General features: G+C 52.5%; 18 protein-coding genes. 5 read left to right on the forward strand and 13 right to left on the reverse strand.

What is annotated here, in order from left to right:
* The first annotated feature begins 3 nt into the window (after positions 1 to 3).
* Positions 4 to 417 carry a hypothetical protein gene (locus AAZR23_RS03330; protein WP_434690535.1) on the forward strand — a complete coding sequence of 138 codons (414 nt, stop codon included), beginning with the start codon at positions 4 to 6 and terminating at the stop codon, positions 415 to 417.
* Positions 418 to 456: 39 nt separating this feature from the next.
* Here AAZR23_RS03330 and AAZR23_RS03335 read toward each other — a convergent pair whose 3' ends face one another.
* Positions 457 to 1,791: an NCS2 family permease gene (locus AAZR23_RS03335; RefSeq protein ID WP_218428104.1), complete on the reverse strand. Its 1,335-nt coding sequence runs from the start codon at positions 1,789 to 1,791 to the stop codon at positions 457 to 459.
* Between the two features lie 221 nt (positions 1,792 to 2,012).
* Between AAZR23_RS03335 and adeD the strand changes: the two genes are divergently transcribed.
* Positions 2,013 to 3,779, forward strand: a complete 1,767-nt coding sequence (gene adeD, locus AAZR23_RS03340) for an adenine deaminase (RefSeq protein WP_434690537.1) — start codon at positions 2,013 to 2,015, stop codon at positions 3,777 to 3,779.
* A 41-nt stretch (positions 3,780 to 3,820) separates the two neighbouring features.
* On the opposite strand, the gene AAZR23_RS03345 is transcribed toward adeD, so the two are convergent.
* The 4 genes from AAZR23_RS03345 to AAZR23_RS03360 form a co-directional block, all read right to left on the reverse strand.
* Positions 3,821 to 4,543 (reverse strand): amino acid ABC transporter ATP-binding protein, encoded by a 723-nt coding sequence (locus AAZR23_RS03345; RefSeq protein WP_230058914.1) that lies wholly within the window; start codon positions 4,541 to 4,543, stop codon positions 3,821 to 3,823.
* Positions 4,530 to 5,294, reverse strand: a complete 765-nt coding sequence (locus tag AAZR23_RS03350) for an amino acid ABC transporter permease (RefSeq protein WP_046892384.1) — start codon at positions 5,292 to 5,294, stop codon at positions 4,530 to 4,532. Before AAZR23_RS03350 ends, AAZR23_RS03345 begins: the two co-directional genes overlap by 14 nt.
* 68 nt (positions 5,295 to 5,362) lie before the next feature.
* Entirely contained in the window at positions 5,363 to 6,130 is a 768-nt protein-coding gene (locus AAZR23_RS03355) for a basic amino acid ABC transporter substrate-binding protein (RefSeq protein ID WP_218428110.1), read from the reverse strand.
* A gap of 254 nt (positions 6,131 to 6,384) precedes the next feature.
* Entirely contained in the window at positions 6,385 to 6,969 is a 585-nt protein-coding gene (locus tag AAZR23_RS03360) for a hypothetical protein (RefSeq protein WP_434690538.1), read from the reverse strand.
* Positions 6,970 to 7,035: 66 nt separating this feature from the next.
* Here AAZR23_RS03360 and aac(3) point away from each other — a divergent pair, with 66 nt between their 5' ends.
* A complete protein-coding gene (gene aac(3) / locus AAZR23_RS03365; RefSeq protein WP_434690541.1) occupies positions 7,036 to 7,875 on the forward strand; it encodes an aminoglycoside 3-N-acetyltransferase in 840 nt (279 codons plus the stop codon).
* A gap of 43 nt (positions 7,876 to 7,918) precedes the next feature.
* On the opposite strand, the gene AAZR23_RS03370 is transcribed toward aac(3), so the two are convergent.
* Genes AAZR23_RS03370 through AAZR23_RS03380 form a run of 3 tightly spaced genes read right to left on the reverse strand, consistent with a single transcriptional unit; the run spans position 7,919 to position 10,177 of the window.
* A complete protein-coding gene (locus AAZR23_RS03370) occupies positions 7,919 to 8,845 on the reverse strand; it encodes a phosphatidate cytidylyltransferase (protein ID WP_046892381.1) in 927 nt (308 codons plus the stop codon).
* Positions 8,835 to 9,512, reverse strand: a complete 678-nt coding sequence (locus AAZR23_RS03375; protein ID WP_112550436.1) for a lysophospholipid acyltransferase family protein — start codon at positions 9,510 to 9,512, stop codon at positions 8,835 to 8,837. Before AAZR23_RS03375 ends, AAZR23_RS03370 begins: the two co-directional genes overlap by 11 nt.
* The gene (locus tag AAZR23_RS03380; RefSeq protein ID WP_046892379.1) at positions 9,509 to 10,177 is read right to left on the reverse strand and encodes a CDP-alcohol phosphatidyltransferase family protein; all 669 of its coding nucleotides are present in this window, start codon (positions 10,175 to 10,177) and stop codon (positions 9,509 to 9,511) included. The genes AAZR23_RS03375 and AAZR23_RS03380 overlap by 4 nt, the downstream gene beginning before the upstream one ends.
* A 217-nt stretch (positions 10,178 to 10,394) precedes the next feature.
* Here AAZR23_RS03380 and metC point away from each other — a divergent pair, with 217 nt between their 5' ends.
* Complete coding sequence (gene metC, locus AAZR23_RS03385; protein WP_107679371.1) at positions 10,395 to 11,576, forward strand: cystathionine beta-lyase; 1,182 nt, start codon at positions 10,395 to 10,397, stop codon at positions 11,574 to 11,576.
* Between the two features lie 52 nt (positions 11,577 to 11,628).
* Here metC and tyrP read toward each other — a convergent pair whose 3' ends face one another.
* The 5 genes from tyrP to ubiG form a co-directional block, all read right to left on the reverse strand.
* Positions 11,629 to 12,774: a tyrosine transporter TyrP gene (gene tyrP / locus AAZR23_RS03390; RefSeq protein ID WP_243847005.1), complete on the reverse strand. Its 1,146-nt coding sequence runs from the start codon at positions 12,772 to 12,774 to the stop codon at positions 11,629 to 11,631.
* Between the two features lie 209 nt (positions 12,775 to 12,983).
* On the reverse strand, positions 12,984 to 13,250 hold the full coding sequence (yfaE, locus tag AAZR23_RS03395; RefSeq protein WP_046892376.1) for a class I ribonucleotide reductase maintenance protein YfaE: 267 nt from the start codon (positions 13,248 to 13,250) through the stop codon (positions 12,984 to 12,986).
* Entirely contained in the window at positions 13,250 to 14,380 is a 1,131-nt protein-coding gene (nrdB, locus tag AAZR23_RS03400; RefSeq protein ID WP_434690546.1) for a class Ia ribonucleoside-diphosphate reductase subunit beta, read from the reverse strand. Before nrdB ends, yfaE begins: the two co-directional genes overlap by 1 nt.
* Positions 14,381 to 14,390: 10 nt before the next feature.
* Positions 14,391 to 16,685: a class 1a ribonucleoside-diphosphate reductase subunit alpha gene (gene nrdA / locus AAZR23_RS03405; protein WP_107679369.1), complete on the reverse strand. Its 2,295-nt coding sequence runs from the start codon at positions 16,683 to 16,685 to the stop codon at positions 14,391 to 14,393.
* A 376-nt stretch (positions 16,686 to 17,061) separates the two neighbouring features.
* Complete coding sequence (gene ubiG / locus AAZR23_RS03410) at positions 17,062 to 17,787, reverse strand: bifunctional 2-polyprenyl-6-hydroxyphenol methylase/3-demethylubiquinol 3-O-methyltransferase UbiG (protein WP_052927406.1); 726 nt, start codon at positions 17,785 to 17,787, stop codon at positions 17,062 to 17,064.
* Between the two features lie 190 nt (positions 17,788 to 17,977).
* Between ubiG and gyrA the strand changes: the two genes are divergently transcribed.
* Positions 17,978 to 20,593: a DNA topoisomerase (ATP-hydrolyzing) subunit A gene (gene gyrA, locus AAZR23_RS03415; RefSeq protein ID WP_166708949.1), complete on the forward strand. Its 2,616-nt coding sequence runs from the start codon at positions 17,978 to 17,980 to the stop codon at positions 20,591 to 20,593.
* The last annotated feature ends 86 nt before the right edge of the window (positions 20,594 to 20,679 follow it).

The following is a 20,679-nucleotide window of genomic DNA, read 5'->3' on the forward strand; positions in this document are numbered from 1 at the left end:
ATTATGTGGAACATACACCCGACACGCAGCCGTTATACATTGCTGGCTCAGTATCTGTCGCCCCTGGATGCCCGGATTGAGGCCGGTTTACTGCAATCGGAAGGGATTGAGGTGATGCTGCTGGATGAAAATATTGTCTGGAATAATCAGATGTATGCACAGGCTGTCGGTGGGGTAAAACTGCTGGTTAATCAGGATGAGTTAACCCGTGCGCAGGATATTCTGGCGGATTATCATCATGGTGATTTCGGGATTGATGAGGACGGTGAGCTTGCTGAGGCAGTTCCTGAGCCGGCAGCGGAAAACAGCAAAGAAGATTATGTCAATATGGGGTTTGTATTCCTTATCTTTCTGACGCTCGGACTGGCAATTCCGTTTAAGGCGCTGCACCATCGCCTGAAAAAGAAAATAAAGTAAATGCCGGATGAGAGAAATATCCGCCATCCGGCAGGAACATCAGTGATCGACAAACACAAATTTCAGCACAAACAGCAGAGCAACCAGAATTACACACGGATTCAGCTCTTTCAGGCGTCCGGTGCCCAGCTTCATCACACAGTAAGAGATAAAACCGAGTGCAATACCATCGGTGATTGAGAAGCTGAACGGCATCATAATTGCGGTGATAAAGGCGGGAACCGCATCTGTCAGGTCATCCCAGTTTACCCGCGCCAGGCTGGATGTCATTAATACCCCGACATAAACCAGCGCACCGGCAACCGCATAGGCAGGTACCATACCGGCCAGCGGAGAGAGGAAAATCACCAGCAGGAACAGCAGTCCGACCACTACGGCTGTCAGCCCCGTCCGGCCGCCGACAGAAACCCCTGAGGTACTTTCAATATAGGCGGTGACCGACGATGTGCCGATAAAACCGCCGAGCACTGAGCTGACACTGTCCACATACAACGCTTTCTGCATATTCGGGAACTTACCGTCCTTGTCTGCCAGTCCGGCTTTGTCGGTTACCCCGATAAGAGTACCGGATGAGTCAAACAGGTTAACCAGCATAAACGAGAAGATTATACCCGACAGACCGATATTAAAGGCACCGGCCACATCCACCTTGCCCAGCACACTGGTGACATCCGGCGGCATGGAGAAAATACCGTTGTAGGTGACATCCCCCAGCAGCCAGCCAATCAGTGTGGTGACCACGATAGAGATCAGCACCGCTGCGTGAATACGGCGTGATGCCAGAATCGTGATAATAAAAAAGCCCAGTGCACCGAGCCAGACGGAGTGGGAGGTCAGATCGCCCATGGAAACCAGTGTGTCCGGGTTCGGAACGACCAGGCCGATATTCTTCAGTCCCATCATCGCGATAAACAGCCCGATACCACTGGTGATCCCCACCCGCAGACCAAGCGGGATATTGGCAATCATCCAGTAACGGATGCGGAACAGGGTCAGCAGCAGCATACCGAGCGCGCCCCAGAAGATAGCGCCCATCCCGATTTGCCAGGAGTAGCCCATGGCAGAAACCACGCCGAAAGCGAAAAAGGCGTTCAGGCCCATAGCCGGTGCGAGTGCAACCGGCAGATTTGCCAGACAGCCCATCAGAATACAGCCGAATGCAGCAATCAGACAGGTGGTAACGAAGACTGCCTGAGTGTCCATCCCGGCAGCGCCGAGAATTTGCGGGTTAACAAAAATGATATACACCATGGTAAGAAAGGTGGTTATACCGGCGATAACTTCAGTTCGTGCAGTCGTACCGTGTGCCTGTAAACGGAATAAACGTCCCAGCACACCCGTTTCCCGGATGTTTTCCGGTGTGTGATTATCCATTTTATGCTCCTGTCTCCCGGGGAAAAGATAACTGGTCTGATAAATGCATAATCAATGCCAGCATCGTAATGACTTTCCGTGAGAAACCGTAATCATCCGGTTATGCCGCAATAATTTGTAACAGTTGCGGCGGGGATCACCTTTATTCCGGCACGTCTCACAGGACAGAGAGACCACCGTGAATCCGCATTATCAATGTGAGAGAAAAACAGGGGACAGTGATGAACAGTGAGAAAAATAAGCACACCTGCACGCGCAGCCGTGAAGAAATGACAACACTCCTTGCTGTAGCCCGCAGTGAGGCACCTGCGGATTATCGTATTGATAATGTCCGGATACTGGATCTGATTAACGGCGGGGAATTTCCGGGTCCGGTAGTGATAAGCGGGCGGGTGATTGCCGGTGTCGGCCCGGTGTATAAAGATGCCCCCGCACATCAGGTGGTTGACGGTAAAAATGCGGTGGTTGTACCCGGATTTATCGACTCTCACCTGCACATTGAATCCGGCATGATGACCCCGGTTACGTTTGAAAGCGCCACACTGCCGCTGGGGGTTACGTCGATAGTGTGTGATCCGCATGAAATTGTGAATGTGATGGGGAAGGAGGGGATAGAGTGGTTTCTGCGCTGCGCGGAGCAGGCTCAGCAGAATCAGTTTGTTCAGGTCAGCTCCTGTGTGCCTGCATTGCCGGGCAGTGATGTGAACGGCGCGGATTTTCCGCTGACGGAGATGCTGCAATATAAAGATCATCCGCATGTGCTGGGGCTGGCGGAGATGATGAATTTCCCGGCGGTGATTGCCGGTGAGGCAGAAACGCTGGATAAACTGGATGCATTCCGCGATATGACACTGGATGGCCACTGTCCGGTGGTCACCGGAAAAGATCTTAACGGTTATATTGCCGGAGGGATAGAAAACTGCCATGAATCTCACCGCTATGAGGAAGGATTAGAAAAACTGGCACTGGGAATGACACTGATGATCCGCGAAGGCTCCGCGGCACGGAACCTGGATGCACTGGCACCGCTGATCACGGCGATGAGCAGCCCGCAGTGTCTGTTATGCACAGATGACCGCAACCCGTGGGAAATCATTCATGAAGGGCATATTAATGCGCTGGTGTATCGTCTGATCAATCAGCATCAGATTCCGGTGCATGTGGCTTACCGGGTCGCCAGCTGGTCTGCCGCACGGCATTTCGGACTGAAAAATCTGGGGCTGGTGGCACCGGGGAAACAGGCGGATCTGGTGCTGCTGAGGGATGAGAAAACGGTTGATATTCAGGCTGTTATGTGCGGTGGCCGCTGGGTGGATAAGGCGGCACTGTTGCGTGAGCGGGAGGCGAAACAGGCGGCATCACGTCCGCCGATGCAAAATACGGTCCGCCGTCAGGCGGTAACCGCACAATCTCTGGCCTTTGTACCGGAAGCGGGCTGTGAGTATCGAGCCATCAGTGTGATCCCGAATGAACTGATCACCTGCGAACAGCGTGTCAGCTGGGACGGACGCCGCTATGATTGTGATAATATCTGCTCACTTGCGGTGATTGAACGTTATGGCCGTCAGATACCGCCGGCAACCGCATTGCTGCATAATTTCGGCCTGATACGAGGGGCACTGGCATCAACGGTCAGTCACGACAGCCACAATATTGTGGTAGCCGGTATTGATCCGATGGATATGGCGCTGGCGGTGAATCAGCTGATTGCCGGTGGCGGCGGGATGTGTGTGGTGGCTGACGGGCGGGTGCTGAGTCATGCGACATTGCCGATCGCCGGGCTGATGAGTGATAAAACGGCGGATGAGATCGCCGCTGAAATCGAATCCCTGAAAGCGGCCTGCCGCGACTGCGGAGTAATGCTGGACGAGCCGTTTATTCAGATGGCATTTCTGTCACTGCCGGTGATCCCGACGCTGAAACTTACCAGCCTCGGGTTATACGATGTGAATAAATTTGTTTTTACACACAGTGAGTTAACCGCATAAACAGAAAAAGGACAGAGACGGTCTGTCTCTGTCCTTATGAACTACAGCACGCGGCTGAGAAATGCGGCAGTACGCGGGTTTTGCGGGTGATTAAAGATCTGCTCCGGCGTACCGGACTCCTGAATGACCCCCTGATCGATAAAAAAGACGCGGTCTGCCACTTCGCGGGCAAAGTTCATCTCATGGGTCACAATCACCATGGTCATGCCTTCATGTGCCAGATTTTTCATCACATTCAGCACTTCGCCGACCAGCTCGGGATCGAGGGCAGAAGTGGGTTCATCAAACAGCAGTACGGTCGGGTCCATTGCGAGGGCACGGGCGATGGCCACCCGCTGCTGTTGTCCGCCTGACAAACTCTCCGGCCAGGCATCAATTTTGTCCGGCAGACCGACTTTTTCCAGTAATTGTTCTGCTTTCAGCAGGGCATCGGCTTTTTTCAGTCCGGACACCATCAGCGGTGCCATCGTGATATTATCCAGCACGGTCATATGCGGAAACAGATTAAAGCGCTGGAATACCATGCCGGCATGTGCACGCATCCGGTTCAGGTCGGTTTTCGGGTCACACACATCGGTGCCGTTAACCACGATTTCACCGGAGTCCGCCCGCTCCAGGGCATTCAGGCAGCGCAGAAAGGTACTCTTCCCGGAGCCGGACGGCCCTATCACACAGACAACTTCCTGCGGGCGGATATCACAGCTGATACCGCGCAGCACATGCGTGTTGCCGAACTTTTTCTGTAAATTTTTAACGTGAATCACTTCTGCTCAACCTTCTTTCGGTGTATTGAACCAGCTGTGCCAGCAGGAATGTCAGCATCCAGTAAATAACGGAGATGACCAGGTACGGTTCCCAGTAAGTTGCATATGCACCGGACACTGTCCGTGCCGCATAGGCCAGGTCGGCAAGGCCGATAGCGGAGGCCAGGGAGGAATCTTTGACAATGGCGATGGCATTGTTTCCCAGCGGGGGCAGAATACGGCGGAAAGCCTGCGGCAGGATCACCTTGCGCATGGTTTTTCCCCAGCTCATGCCCAGTGCACGGGAGGCTTCTGTCTGTCCGCGGTCAACGGACTGTATCCCGGCCCGGAAAATCTCGGAAACATACGCCCCGGCATTGAGTGTGATAGCAACAATACAGGAGAGAAATGCGCCATAGTCTGAACGCAGCATTCTGGCGGTATCTGAAGAGATAATCCCGCCGGTGACCATCAGCCCGTCACGCGGATTAATAAACAGCGGCACCAGTGCAAAGTGTACTACCATGATCTGTACAAACAGCGGCGTACCGCGGAATGCACTGACATAAAACCGTACCGGATACTGTACAAAGAACAACAACAGCCATTTCGCCGGACCGCGCTCTGCGCGGGCTGTCCGGCCGAGGCCGAGTGTCAGTCCCCACAGGGTCCCTAAGATGACGCAGATAATAGTACATTTAATCGTCATCAGTGCCCCTTCCATAAATAACGGGGCGTATTCTTCTATAATTTCCCAGCGGAAAGCTGACATAACATCCATCCTGAAAAAACAGTTCAAACCCGCCGCAGGAGCGGGTTTCTCATCAGATAAATAATAAATTACTGCGCGGGCAGGGAAGGTACGTCGTTATCGAACCATTTCTGATAGATTTTGGCGTAAGTTCCGTCAGCAATGATTTTTGCCAGACCCCGGTTAATTTTTTCCTGTAATTCGGTATTACCTTTGGCGACGGCAATCCCGAAATACTGTTTTTCAAAATGATTGTCGTAAATCAGTTTAAATTTCTTATCCGGGTGGGTTTTGATATAAAACTTCACTACCCCGACATCGCCGACAGCTGCATCCACACCGTCTTCATATAATTCCTGTAACAGCAGCGGGGTATTATCGAACCGTTTGATAGCAGTACTGTTTTTACCGAGCACATCAGAAACCACAATATCTCCGGTGCTGGAGTTCACCACACCGACGTTATATTTGCTCAGTTCAGATAATGCGCTTATCGGTGAGTTTTCATTCACCACAATAGCCTGTTCTGCCGGGAAATACGGGGCGGAGAAATCCACCATCTGCCTGCGTTTATCGGTGATGGTAATACCGGAAATTAAAATATCGCGATCCCCGGCGGACAGTGTGGCGAAAATACCTTCCCACGGCGTGTTGATTAATTTGACATCAAAATCTTCGGCGGCGGCGACCGCTTTAATAATATCGATATCAAATCCTTCGAGTTGTTTTTCACTGTTCTCAAATTCAAACGGGCGATAAGTGCCGCCGGCACCAACCACATAAGTTTCTTTGGCCTGACTTACCCCGGTGAATGCTAATAGTGATAAACAGCCTGCAAAGACCAATTTCTTAAACATGACAACCTCATTTTTATGCGTGATTTTTAATTAAAAATACATAAATATTCATTTAATGGCAATAACTATTTAAAAATAAGCAAGGAGGCAGCAGATGATCAGCCTGCGGGACAGCGCAGGCAGAGTCTTATACGGGAAATTAAGAAAAACAGAGCGGATGTGGCGGAACGTGCGGCGGGACGTGACAATTTATACAGATTAATACCACCTTAATATCCGGCAGGCAGATCCGGATCAGAATACACCGGCTGATGTCAGCGGTGTGATGCGGTACGGGTGAACCGCATCATCCCCCAATAACTGTTGTGTGTTTTTTCTGTCAGCTGCCAGCCGGATTGTTCCAGTGCTGGACGAAGTGCATGATTGATAATCCGGTGCGCCATGACCAGCACAGCACCGTGTTCCTGTGCATAACCGGCCAGGATGCCGGCGGCGTTTTGCGCCCGTTCACGCACCTGTGCCACGGAGGGAACGGATTTCCCGCCACCGGCCAGCCACAACAGGCGGAATGCCGTCACCCACCACATCGGCGGCAGTTTTACCGGCATCAGCAGCGCAGGTGAGAACAGCGGAAGTACGGCCTCATGCAGTTCGTCAACAATGGCGCAGGGGGTGATCCCGAGTGCGGCCAGTGATGCAGTGGTACGGAACAGCGGGCTGGCCACCGGGAAATAACGGGATAATTCCTCTGCGGACAAGGATAAAGGCGGGGAGGATGGCGGAATAATGCCCCCCGCATCATATTCTGCCAGCCAGGTATGCAGATCACGCAGTGCCAGCGGCGTTTTCTTATCCGGTAACGGTTCCCCGTGACGGATCAGCAGGATTTCCTGAGTCATGTTATTCCCTTAAATAATAAAAACAGCGGATTACCCGAATCAATAATATAAATACAAGGTGCTGAAATGCAAAAAATGATTGCCGTTGGTGATGAATATTACTGGTCACAGCCGGTGCTGGCAGAACAACTGCGGGTACTCGGTTTACAGCCTGGAGATGCAGTGATGGTACATGTTTCTCTGCGTGCCGCCGGGCCATGTCTCAACGGCGCGGATGATCTTATTGATGCACTTTTACAGTCTACCGGTGAGAACGGCACACTGCTGTGTTATGTCAACTGGCTGGAAAATTATGAAGACAGTACCGGAGATGACGGATGTGTCCCGGCGGCACTGAAACCGCTGATTACGCCGTTTGATGTGCGGACTTCCCGGGCAAATCCGGATCATGGTGTGTTTGCCGAATGTTTCCGTACCCGGCCGGGCGCGCTGCGCAGTGCTAATCCGGGGGCCTCTGTCGCGGCAATCGGTGCAAAAGCGGCATATTTTACGGAAAATCACCCGCTGTGTTACGGGTATGGGGAGAATTCACCGTTTGCACGGCTGGTGGCTGAGGACGGTAAGGTTTTGATGCCGGGGGCGCCGGCGGATACCATGAGTCTGCTGCATCATGCGGAAAGCATTGCACCGCTGAGGAATAAACGCATCCGCCGCAAAGAGTTACCGCTGCGCCGGGCTGACGGCAGTACGGACTGGGTGATGAGTGAGGAGTTTGATACAGCGGACCCGGTGTGTGACTGTTTTCCGGAAGGCTATTTTGCACAGATTGTCGCGGATTTTTGTCAGCAGAATAACAACGTGCGGCAGGGAAATGTTGGTAGTGCGGCGGCATTGCTGGTCAGTGCGCGGGAGATGCGGGATTTTGCGGTCAGCTGGATGATGGCGTATCAGCATAATGCGGGGTAACCGGTGAACCGGTGCGGCGGATCACCGCACCGGTTTTCTGTTATCAGGTATAAAAATATTTCAGCACATGGAAGAAGACCGGGGCAGCAAAGCAAAGGGAGTCCAGTCTGTCCATCATGCCGCCGTGTCCCTCAATCATCGCACCGAAATCTTTGATCCCGCTGTCCCGCTTGATAGCGGACATGCATAATCCGCCCGCAAAACCGGCCAGGCAAATCATCAGTGACAGCAGGAAGGCGGCCCACGGGCTGAACGGCGTGGCCCACCACAACGCCATCCCGACCAGGCTGGCACTGACGATCCCGCCGATAAAGCCCTCAACGGTTTTATTCGGGCTCAGTTTCGGCACAATCGGGTGCTTGCCGAACAGCTTGCCGAACACGTATTGCAGCACATCGGAAATCTGAACCACGATCATCAGAAACAGCAGCAGATTGATATTATCCGTGAAACCCGGGATCGGCAGAACCAGCAGTGCAGGGGCATAACTGAGGCAGTAAACTGCAATCATCACACTCCACTGGATTTTTGCCATCCGCTCCAGGAAATGGCGGGTATCGCCGGAAAGCACCATCCGGGTCGGGATAAACAGGAAAGCATATACCGGGATAAAGACCGCCAGCAGGTTATACCACTGGATACCGACCAGCACATACTGCACCGGCAGTATGATAAAGAAGCACCAGAACAGCGCACCGTGGTCGGCGCGGTGTGTCGGGGTCAGTGTGATAAGCTCACGCAGTGCCAGCAGTGACATAAAGGCAAACAGCACCACCGAGCCGATTGGCCCGATACTGATAGCGACTGCCGCAATGATACACATCAGCCACCAGGCACGGATGCGGGCATTGAGGTTGCTGATAACGGAGGTATTTCCCTTAATCTGTTTCAGGATCAGACCGATAACCGTTGCCACTGCCAGGAACCCGAACAGTCCGCTGAAGATCCAGAATAATTCATTATCTTTCATGATGTATTGCCTCTAACGCCAGGCGGGTCCGTACTAAAAAGTCCGCTTTGCTCTCTTCTTCTCCGGCCGGTTCAGCCGGGGCACCGAATGTGGCAGTGCAGATCACCGGCACAACCAGCCGTGAGCCTTTCGGCAGTACACGGTTGAGATTTTCCAGATACACCGGCACCAGTACGGCGTCCGGATTATTACGTGATAAATGCCAGAGTCCGGCTTTGAAATCCTGAATTTTTTCACCGTCGCCGCGCGTGCCCTCGGGGAACAAAATCAGGGAATCCCCGCTGTTGAGGACGTTTTGCATCACGTCCAGCGGATTTTCAGCCGGGGTGGCATTCTGCTGCTCATTGTCAGCGGCCGGTTCAATTTTTTTACCGCGGGCGATCAGCACCGCACCGAATATGCGTTTGGCAATATAACGGCGGAACCGGGTTTTATCCCAGTAATCCTGAGCGGCGACCGGATGAACATGTTTGCGTGCCGCGTTGCTCAGGCAGGACCAGATCACCAGCCCGTCGAGATGACTGGAGTGGTTGGCGTAATAAATACAGGGTTTGCCTTCCGGCAGCGGAGCGTTCTGCTTTGCACGGATGCCGGTCAGAAACCGGCATACCGACACCAGCAGCGCCGAGACAATTTTTTGATCCGGCGAAAACGTTTTACGGGTCATCCTTTATTATCCTTATGTAAATCCGCTATCAGTATGCGGGTACGGCGCACAGCAGTCCAGAATGCGCCAAGGGCGATCACCCACAGGATGATAAGAAACAGCCACTGAGCCTGATACAGCGGGATAAAACAGGCGGCAACGGTACCGGCCGTCAGCAGCGCCATCCGGTGCTGCTTTGCCATCGGACCGGAAAATTTCTGCGGTTGCTCACAACTGCCGCCGAGTACGCGGACATAGGCAGTCATCATCGCCATCAGTGCGGCCGCCCAGCCCAGTTGCGGGGCATAGGCCACAAAACCGGCCAGCCCGTAACCGGCAATAACGAGAATAAGACTGTCTGAAATACGATCCGGCAAATCATTAAAGACGGCACCGGCAGGGCTGCGCAGTCCGCCTTCCACCGCGACCATTCCGTCCAGCAGATTGCAGATAAGCCGCCCCTGAATCATCAGCGCCGCCAGCAGAAACAGGACGATACGCAGCACAGTGAGTTCACTGTTCAGTGCACCATATAAGGCGGCTGCGGCGAACAATGCACAGACAGAACCGGCAACAGAGATACCATTCGGTGTTGCGCCGCGCCGTTGCAGCAGGCGGGCGGCAGCGGTCGCCCAGCGGGTCTGCCGGGCCTTTATCGGACGTCTGTCCCTGATTTCTGATTCCATATCCTTTCCGTCATGTGAAAATTAATCTGTTGATAATATAAGGTTTCGTGGCTTATTAATAATAGTGATGCGGCAAAATCGTTAAATATTTTGTTATACAGCCGATTGTACGGGCAGTGCGGATAACGGCATATCTTAGCTGAAAAGCGACTAAGGAAAGCTGCCGCCCTTATGGCAGGATAACGGTGTAACCAGGCAGACTATTATTGAGGTGATTATGTCAGAACAATCCCGCCGTTCTTTGCGGAGAGAAACCCGGCTGACGCAAAGCGGCCGTAACCCGGCAGCGCAGCACGGATTTGTGAATACCCCGGTATACCGCGGCTCCACGGTTGTGTTTCCGTCGTATGATGCACTGATCAACCGTCGCGCGGAATTCCATTACGGCACGGACGGTACACCGACGATTGCGGCACTGGAAAATGCCTGGAGTGAGCTGACCGGTGCCGCAGGCACAGTTTTATCCCCGTCGGGACTCGGTGCCGTGACGCTGGCACTGCTGACTACACTGAAGAGCGGCGATCATCTGCTGATGACCGATTCTGTCTATCATCCGACCCGGCAGTTATGCGGCGGTCTGCTGGCGAAGATGGGAGTCACCACCACCTATTATGACCCGCTGATCGGAGCGGGGATTGAATCCCTTATCCGTCCGGAAACAACCGTGATTTTCCTTGAATCCCCCGGCTCCCAGACCTTTGAGGTGCAGGATGTTCCGGCGATTACGGCGGTGGCTAAACGTCATCATATTACGACTGTTATTGATAATACCTGGGCGACCCCGCTCTTTTTCCGTGCCCATGAACACGGCTGTGATATCTCCCTTGAAGCCGGAACCAAATATCCCGGCGGCCATTCCGATGTGCTGATGGGACTGATTTCCGCCAATGAACAGTGGTGGCCGGAACTGCGCAAAACCTACGATCAGATGGCGATGCTGCCGGGAGCCGAAGATTGTTTCCTGGTACTGCGCGGGCTGCGCACACTGCATATCCGGCTGAAGGAGGCGCAGAACCGGGCACTGAAAGTCGCGGAGTGGTTACAGTCCCGTCCGGAAGTCAGCAAAGTGCTGCATCCGGCATTTCCGGAATGCCCTGGACATGAGATCTGGAAGCGGGATTTCACCGGGTCGTCCGGTCTGTTCTCTGTGGTACTGGATGAAAAATATACCCCGGGTGATCTGGCCGGAATGCTCGACGGGCTGGATATTTTTGCTATGGGGTATTCCTGGGGCGGCTTTGAGAGCCTGATTATCCCGTTTGACTGCAGCCGTTACCGGACCGTTACCCGCTGGCAGCCGGGCGGGCTGACACTGCGCCTGCAAATCGGTCTGGAAGATACGGATGACCTGATCGCGGATTTAACCGCCGGATTTGAACGGCTGAACGCAGTGCACTGAGACAGAAAAGAATCAGCCCGGCGTGACCGGGCTGATTTTCAGAAAGGTAATATCAAATATTCGGCAGATAACCGGCGCTTTTGATGAACTCAATAGAGATCACCAGCAGGCCGAACAGGAAGATAAAGAGCAGCACACCATTACCGCCTGCAACACGGTAAGCACCGGCTTTCGGGTTCTGCCGTACTTTCCACGCTAATAATGATGGCAGGATCAGCGCCAGGAAGGAAAGCGCCATCGCGGCATACGCCAGTGCACCGGTGAAGCTTTTGTAATACAGGGCACAGATCAGCGGCAGAGCGAACGTCAGAATCCCGGTCTGAGTACGGCCGAATGCGGAGTTTTTGCGTCTGAACAGATCGGCCAGGTAATCGAATAACCCCAGCGCCACGCCCAGGAACGAAGTGGCCAGTGCCAGATCCATAAACAGACTGACTGCGATATCCACATATTTATTGGCAACGGTTTCGCTGAGTGCGGTCAGTAACCCGTCGAGGCCGGATTTCTGCGCCAGAATACCGAAGAAGGTATCAGACGGGATCGCGCCGAGGGTCGCAACCTGCCACAGCAGATACGCCACCAGCGGAATGGCACTGCCGGTCAGGAAAATAAAGCGCAGCTTTTTGCTGTCGCCGTTCATGTAATTGACCAGGCTCGGCACACTGCCGTGGAAACCAAAAGAGGTAAATACCAGCGGGATAGCGGAAAGCACCAGGCCGTTCTGGATCGGCATGCTGACAAGGTTAGTCATATTCACATGCGGCATCATGACGGCGAGCATGATGATCAGAAAGATAATTTTGCCGGTGAACAGGATACGGTTGATAAAATCAACGGAGTGAGTCCCGACACACACCACAAGGCCGCCTACCAGGGTGAAGATGATAGTAGCCGTACCCGGTGTAACGGATAATTGCCACCAGTTCTGCAGGCTGGCGGAGATCATTTCCCCTGCGCCGCCGATATACGCGGTAGTCAGCGCATACATCAGTAATAACATACTGAAACCGGTCAGGAGCTGACCCGGTAATCCGAGGTATTGACGGGCGACACTGCCTAAGCCGGTATCCGGTGAACTGTACTGATAAACTTCAACCATCAGTAATGCGGTATAACTCATGATAGCCCACAGGCCGATCAGAATAACCGCAATGACCGGAAAACCGATCCCCGCAGCCGCCAGGGGCATTGCCAGCATACCGGCACCGATCGTTGTTCCCGCAACAATCAGAACACTGCCGAGTGTACGATTTTTCACCAAAACCTCATGATATTTCAATCAATAATATGTGAGCAAAGCGTAATGAAAAACCGGAAAGGTGTCAAATTTAAATTACGTATATCGTAAAGATATCGTTACATTGCGGGCGTAAAAAAACCGGATTGCTGATCCGGTCACATTATCATTCAGAGTTCGATTTCAATATCACTCAGCGGGTAACAACTGCAGGGCAGAATTTCACCATCATTAATAAACGCCACCGGCCGCTGCCGGTAACCGACTTTTCCGCGCTTCAGACGGACACGGCAGGCACCGCAATAGCCTTCACGACACTGGTATTCCACCGGGACGGATTGTTCGAGTGTATTGAGCAGGTTGTTGTGTTCTTCACTGACATAATGCAGATGAATACCCTGCATGTTGCCATGCAGGGTGACTTTGTAGCGGGACATCAGAGCTCGAAACTACTCAGTTCGTCGGTATTAACTTCAGAGTCAATCTGACCGACCAGATAGGAGCTGACTTCCACTTCCTGTGGTGCCACCTGGACGTTATCCGATACCAGCCATGCGTTGATCCACGGAATCGGATTCGAACGGACGCTGAACGGCAGCGGCAGACCCACCGCCTGCATGCGGATATTGGTGATATATTCCACATACTGACACAGGATATCTTTGTTCAGACCGATCATGGAGCCGTTGCAGAACAGGTAATCTGCCCACTCTTTTTCCTGTTCCGCTGCGCGGACAAACAGGTCATAGCAATCCTGCTCGCACTCTTTGGCGATTTCCGCCATTTCCGGGTCATCCTGGCCGCTGCGCAGCAGGTTAAGCATATGCTGGGTGCCGGTCAGGTGCAGGGCTTCATCACGGGCGATCAGTTTGATGATTTTGGCGTTACCTTCCATCAGTTCGCGCTCTGCAAAAGCAAAGGAGCAGGCGAAACTGACATAGAAACGAATCGCTTCCAGTGCGTTGACACTCATCAGACACAGATAAAGCTGACGTTTCAGGGCACGCAGGGTAACCGTAAAGGTTTTGCCGTTTGCCGTGTGCGTACCTTCACCAAACATATGATATTCATTGGTCATCCGGATCAGGTCATCATAATAGCCGGAAATATCTTCCGCACGCTTGATGATCTCTTCGTTTGCCACGATATCATCGAACACCACCGCCGGGTCATTCACGATATTACGGATAATATGCGTGTAAGAACGGGAGTGAATGGTTTCCGAGAAAGACCAGGTTTCGACCCAGGTTTCCAGCTCCGGAATGGAGATCAGCGGCAGCAGCGCCACATTCGGGCTGCGGCCCTGGATGGAATCCAGCAGGGTCTGGTATTTCAGGTTACTGATGAAAATGTGTTTTTCATGATCCGGCAGGGCATTGTAGTCAATGCGGTCGCGGGACACGTCTACTTCTTCCGGACGCCAGAAGAAGGAGAGCTGTTTTTCAATCAGTGATTCAAAAATCGGGTACTTCTGCTGATCATAACGGGCAACGTTTACCGGCTGCCCGAAGAACATCGGTTCTTTGAGCTGATCATTATGTACCTGTGAAAATGTTGTATAAGCCATTCTGTTTACCTTAAATTTTACACGCGCCGCCTTCACAGCCATCATCGTCGGCAATAACCACTTCCTCAGGGAGATCTTCCTGGGTATCTTCCGCGCCATCGCGGGTATTGTGGTAATAAAGTGTTTTTACACCGTATTTATAAGCCAGCAGCAAATCTTTCAGTAACTGGTTCATCGGCACTTTGCCGCTCGGGAACCGGGTCGGGTCATAGTTGGTGTTGGACGAAATTGCCTGGTCGACAAATTTCTGCATAATTCCCACCAGCTGGAGATAGCCCTCGTTACCCGGCATCTGCCATAACAGCTCATAGGCGGATTTCAGGCGCTCATACTCCGGCACCACCTGACGCAGAATACCGTCTTTCGAGGCTTTTACGCTGATATAGCCGCGTGGCGGCTCAATACCGTTGGTGGCATTGGAAATCTGCGATGATGTCTCTGACGGCATCAGGGCGGACAGGGTGGAGTTACGCAGACCGTGTTTTTTGATCTCTTCGCGCAGGCCTTCCCAGTCATAATGCAGTGGTTCGTTAGTCAGCTGATCCAGGGTTTTCTTGTACGTGTCGATCGGCAGAATACCCTGTGAATAGGTGGTTTCGTTAAACCACGGGCATGCACCGTACTCTTTCGCCAGCTCATTGGAGGCTTTCAGCAGGTAATACTGAATAGCTTCAAAGGTGCGGTGAGTCAGGTTGTTTGCGCTGCCGTCGGAATAACGCACGCCGTGCTTCGCCAGATAATAAGCAAAGTTAATCACACCGATACCCAGGGTACGGCGTCCCATTGAGCCTTTGCGTGCCGCTTCAATCGGATAATCCTGGTAATCGAGCAGGGCATCCAGGGCGCGTACCGCCAGGATAGCCAGCTCTTCCAGCTCATCGAGGTTCTCAATAGCACCCAGGTTGAACGCAGACAGCGTACACAGTGCGATTTCCCCGTTCGGGTCATTCATGTCGTTGAGCGGTTTGGTCGGCAGGGCGATTTCCAGACACAGGTTGGACTGGCGCACCGGCGCGATAAACGGGTCAAACGGGCTGTGGGTGTTACAGTGATCCACGTTCTGAATATAGATACGGCCGGTAGAGGCACGTTCCTGCATCATCAGGGAGAACAGTTCCACCGCTTTCAGCGTCTGTTTGCGGATTGACGGATCTTTCTCGTACTGCGCATAAAGACGCTCGAACGCATCCTGATCGGCGAAGAACGCGTCATATAACCCCGGTACATCCGACGGGCTGAACAGGGTGATATCCTGGCCTTTGATCAGGCGTTCATACATCAGTTTGTTGATCTGGACGCCGTAGTCGAGGTGGCGGACACGGTTGCCCTCAACACCACGGTTGTTTTTCAGCACCAGCAGGCTTTCCACTTCCAGATGCCATATCGGGTAGAACAGCGTTGCCGCACCACCACGCACACCGCCCTGAGAGCAGGATTTCACTGCGGTCTGGAAGTGTTTGTAGAACGGGATACAGCCGGTATGGAATGCTTCACCGCCGCGGATCGGGCTGCCGAGTGCACGGATACGGCCCGCGTTGATACCGATACCGGCACGCTGGGACACGTATTTGACAATCGCACCGGAGGTCGCGTTGATGGAATCCAGGCTGTCACCGCACTCGATCAGCACACAGGAGCTGAACTGGCGGGTCGGGGTGCGGACACCGGCCATGATCGGTGTCGGCAGAGAAATTTTAAAGGTTGACGTGGCGTCATAGAACCGGCGGATATAATCCAGACGGGTCTCTTTCGGGTAATGCGAGAACAGACAGGCCGCAACCAGGATATACAGGAACTGTGCACTTTCATACACTTCACCGGTAACACGGTTCTGAACCAGATACTTCCCTTCCAGCTGTTTGACCGCGGCGTAGGAGAAATTCATGTCACGCCAGTGATCGATGAACTCATTCATCTGGTCAAATTCAGCTTCGGTATAATCGGTTAACAGATTTTCGTCATATTTACCGGCGGCAACCATTTTCTGCACATGCGCATATAACGCAGGCGGCTCAAACTGGCCGTAGGCTTTTTTACGCAGGTTAAAAATAGCCAGGCGTGCGGACAGATACTGATAATCCGGTGTTTCAGCGGAGATCAGGTCGGCTGCGGCCTTAATCATGGTTTCATGAATATCTGCGGTACGGATCCCGTCGTAGAACTGAATCTGGGAACGTAACTCGACCTGAGAGACAGAGACATTATTCAGGCCTTCAGCCGCCCAGGTAATGACGCGGTGGATTTTGTCTAAATCGATACGTTCTTTGTGACCATCACGTTTGGTAACAAGCAGATTCTGGTTCATCAGTTGATATACCCTGTTTTGAAAATGACACCTTATTGTGATTAACGCGCTGATAACGTGTATCCGCCCGATAAAAAACGATCCCCGGAACAAATATTCCGGGAAAGTCAATAGCGGGCGCTGAGCGATTTAAACACAAGATGTAGTGTGTCTGTAAAAGATGGGTAACAAGATAATGATAAATGCGCTCCGGATCAAGTGCATAAAATCAGGATCTTTTGTGGATAACTTGAGGATAGTCACCCGCTGACAGAGTGGTAAGCACCGAGATCACTGACAAAATGAAACTGTGCTTACCTTATTACGCAAAGCGATAATTTTAGAAAAATGCGATTTGTTTGGCGTTTTATTAATCGGCGGAGCAATTAACTTGACACTATAAAATAAAACGCGTATGCAACATATAATTTACATCCACATTAGGTGCCAGCCAGAATTTATCGCTTAACGGATTGTAATGTAAGCCGGTCATATGCTGCTCACGCAGGCCGGTGTTATTCAGCCAGTCAATCAGTTCTGCCGGGCGGATAAATTTTTTCGCGTCGTGTGTGCCGGGCGGTACCATCTTCAGGATATATTCTGCTGCGATAACGGCCATAAACCAGGCTTTTTTGTTGCGGTTAATGGTGGAGAACACCACATCGCCCCCCGGCTTCACCAGGCGGGCACAGGCCCGTACCACGGAGGCAGGGTCGGGTACGTGCTCCAGCATCTCCATACAGGTCACCACATCATACTGCTGTGCATGCTGTTCAGCGTGCTGTTCAACAGTCTCCTGAACATAGGTGATATCCGTACCGCTTTCCAGGGCATGCAGGCGTGCAACCTGAAGCGGCTCGGTGCCCATGTCCAGTCCGGTGACGTCCGCACCTTCCCGCGCCATACTTTCTGCCAGAATTCCGCCGCCGCAGCCGACATCCAGCACTTTCTTTCCGAATACACCGTTAACCCGCTGCTGAATATAGGCCAGACGCAGCGGATTGATCCGGTGCAGCGGTTTAAATTCACCCTCAAGATCCCACCAGCGTGAGGCAACATCCTCAAATTTTTTAATTTCGGCAGGATCGACGTTGGCTGTCAGCGGGGAAGCGGTATCATTCATGGTCTTTATTCTCTCTCTTGCTGCGGCAGAACCTGCCGGAATACGCGATGGCGTCAGTATACAATGCCGGACGCGGATGCGTCAGAAATAAAATACTCTCCCGATTTCTCTATCTCTTTTTTTAAACATTGGCGATTTGTGGTATAGTTCCACACCTTTGAATCCGGAGTGAATGAGGGATACTGGCTCCATGAGCGACAATGCCAAAGAAATCTTGCCCGTTAACATCGAAGAAGAGCTGAAAAGCTCATATCTGGATTACGCCATGTCCGTTATTGTCGGACGCGCACTCCCCGATGTCAGGGATGGTCTGAAACCGGTTCACCGCCGCGTGTTATTCGCGATGAAAGAACTGGGTAACGACTGGAATAAAGCCTATAAAAAGTCTGCCCGTGTGGTCGGGGACGTGATCGGTAAATATCACCCTCATGGTGACAGTGCTGTGTATGAAACGATTGTCCGTCTGGCTCAGCCGTTCTCAATGCGCTATATGCTGGTGGATGGCCAGGGTAACTTTGGTTCAATCGACGGTGACTCTGCAGCCGCAATGCGTTATACGGAAGTCCGTATGGCGAAAATTGCCCATGAACTGTTAGCCGACATTGATAAAGAAACCGTGGATTTTGTGCCGAACTATGACGGTACCGAAATGATCCCGGAAGTGATGCCGACCCGCATCCCGAACCTGCTGGTTAATGGTTCATCCGGTATTGCTGTCGGGATGGCAACCAATATTCCGCCGCATAACCTGGGTGAAGTCATCGACGGCTGTCTGGCCTATATTAATGATGAAGATATCAGCATCGAAGGCCTGATGGAGCACATCCCGGGGCCTGATTTCCCGACTGCTGCTATTATCAACGGCCGCCGCGGTATCCTCGATGCTTACCGCACCGGCCGCGGTAAAATTCATATCCGTGCCCGCGCCGAAGTGGAAACGGATGAAAAATCCGGCCGCGAAACCATTATCGTTAATGAAATTCCGTATCAGGTGAACAAAGCCCGCCTGATTGAGAAAATCGCCGAGCTGGTTAAAGAGAAACGTCTGGAAGGCATCAGCGCACTGCGTGATGAATCCGATAAAGACGGTATGCGCATTGTGATTGAAATCAAACGCGATGCGGTCGGCGAAGTGGTACTGAACAACCTGTATCTGCTGACACAGATGCAGACCACGTTTGGTATCAATATGGTTGCCCTGCATCAGGGACAGCCGAAGATCCTCAATCTCAAAGAGATTATCAGTGCGTTCGTGCGCCACCGCCGTGAAGTGGTGACCCGCCGGACAATTTACGAATTACGCAAAGCCCGTGAACGTGCCCATATCCTCGAAGGTCTGGCGATTGCACTGGCCAATATCGACCCGATTATCGAGCTTATCCGTCGTGCACCAACGCCTGCGGAAGCAAAAGCCGGTTTATTGGCACAGGCATGGGAACTGGGTACCGTTGCAGCAATGCTGGCCGGTGCCGGTGATGATGCCGCGCGTCCGGAAGGCCTGGATGAGCAGTTTGGTATCCGCGACGGTCTGTATCATCTGACCGAAGTTCAGGCTCAGGCAATTCTGGATCTGCGTCTGCAGAAACTGACCGGCCTGGAGCATGAAAAACTGCTCGATGAATACCGTGAGTTACTGGAACTGATCGCCGGTCTGCTGCATATCCTGCAAAGTCCTGAGCGCCTGATGGAAGTTATCCGTGAAGAGCTGCAGGCAGCAAAAGATCAGTTCAATGATGCGCGCCGTACTGATATCACAGAAAACACTGCTGATATCAACATTGAAGATCTGATCAGTCAGGAAGATGTCGTGGTGACACTGTCCCATCAGGGCTATGTGAAGTACCAGCCACTGACGGACTATGAAGCTCAGCGCCGCGGCGGGAAGGGCAAGTCTGCCGCCCGCATCAAAGAAGAAGACTTTATCGAACGTCTGCTGGTGGCGAACACGCACGACACCATTCTCTGCTTCTCTAATAAAGGGAAGCTGTACTGGCTGAAAGTGTATCAGTTACCGGAAGCCAGCCGTGGTGCCCGTGGCCGTCCGATTATCAACATATTACCGCTGGATCAGGAACAGAACGAGCGTATTACCGCTATCCTGCCTGTCCGTGAATATGAGGAAGGTAAGTTTGTCTTTATGGCAACTGCCAGCGGTACCGTGAAGAAAACCTCCCTTCAGGACTTCAGCCGTCCGCGTAACGCCGGTATTATTGCCGTTAACCTCAACGAGGGCGATGAGCTGATTGGTGTTGATCTGACTGACGGCAGCAATGAAGTAATGCTGTTCTCTGCTGAAGGTAAAGTTGTCCGCTTTGCGGAAGATGCTGTCCGTGCCATGGGCCGTACTGCAACCGGTGTCCGCGGTATCCGTCTGAGTGACGATGATGTGGTGGTATCACTGATTATTCCGCGCGGCGAAGGTGAAATTCTGACCGTCACCGAAAACGGCTACGGCAAGCGGACAGCAGAAGCTGAATATCCGACCAAATCCCGCGCCACTCAGGGGGTTATCTCCATTAAAGTGAGTGAGCGTAACGGGAAAGTTGTGGGCGCTATCCAGGTGGATGCGGATGATCAGATTATGATGATCACCGATGCCGGAACGCTGGTTCGTACCCGCGTCTCTGAAGTCAGTATCGTGGGCCGTAATACCCAGGGTGTGACGCTGATCCGTACCGGAGAAGAAGAGAAAGTGGTTGGTTTGCAGCGTGTTGCTGAGCCGGAGGAAGATGAAACTGATTTTTCTGACGACGGCGAAGAAACAGATGCAGCATCTGATGATAATACAGAAGAGAATAATGATTAATATCACCGGTTTCCGGTAATATAAATCAGAAAAACCGATAAAGCAGGAACAATAATATTGTTCCTGCTTTTTATTTACCCCGGGGA

It is taken from the genome of Morganella sp. Je.2.23 (assembly GCF_051129855.1).
In the GTDB taxonomy this organism is placed as follows: Bacteria; Pseudomonadota; Gammaproteobacteria; order Enterobacterales; family Enterobacteriaceae; genus Morganella; species Morganella sibonii.